Here is a 245-nt window from a genome sequence, read left to right on the forward strand (position 1 = left end):
GCCCGGCGGGAGAAGCCGGCTGTGATCATTTTGGGGTCGGGGCCCAACCGGATCGGGCAGGGCATCGAGTTCGACTACTCGTGTGTGCACGCCTCGTTCGCGTTGGCGGAGGCCGGTTACGAGACGGTGATGGTCAACTGCAACCCGGAGACGGTCTCCACCGACTACGACACCTCCGATCGGCTCTACTTCGAGCCGTTGACCTTGGAGGACGTGCTGGAGATCGTGCACGCCGAGCAGCAGGC

The 245-nt window shown here is 64.5% G+C and carries 1 protein-coding gene; it reads left to right on the plus strand.

The window, feature by feature from the left end; all coding sequences use genetic code 11:
* Positions 1-245, plus strand: a 245-nt coding sequence (locus RND61_RS32575) for a carbamoyl phosphate synthase preATP-grasp domain-containing protein (protein WP_315881771.1), incomplete at both ends; no start/stop codon positions are given.

The organism is Streptomyces tamarix (assembly GCF_032423885.1).
GTDB classification, from domain to species: domain Bacteria; phylum Actinomycetota; class Actinomycetes; order Streptomycetales; family Streptomycetaceae; genus Streptomyces; species Streptomyces tamarix.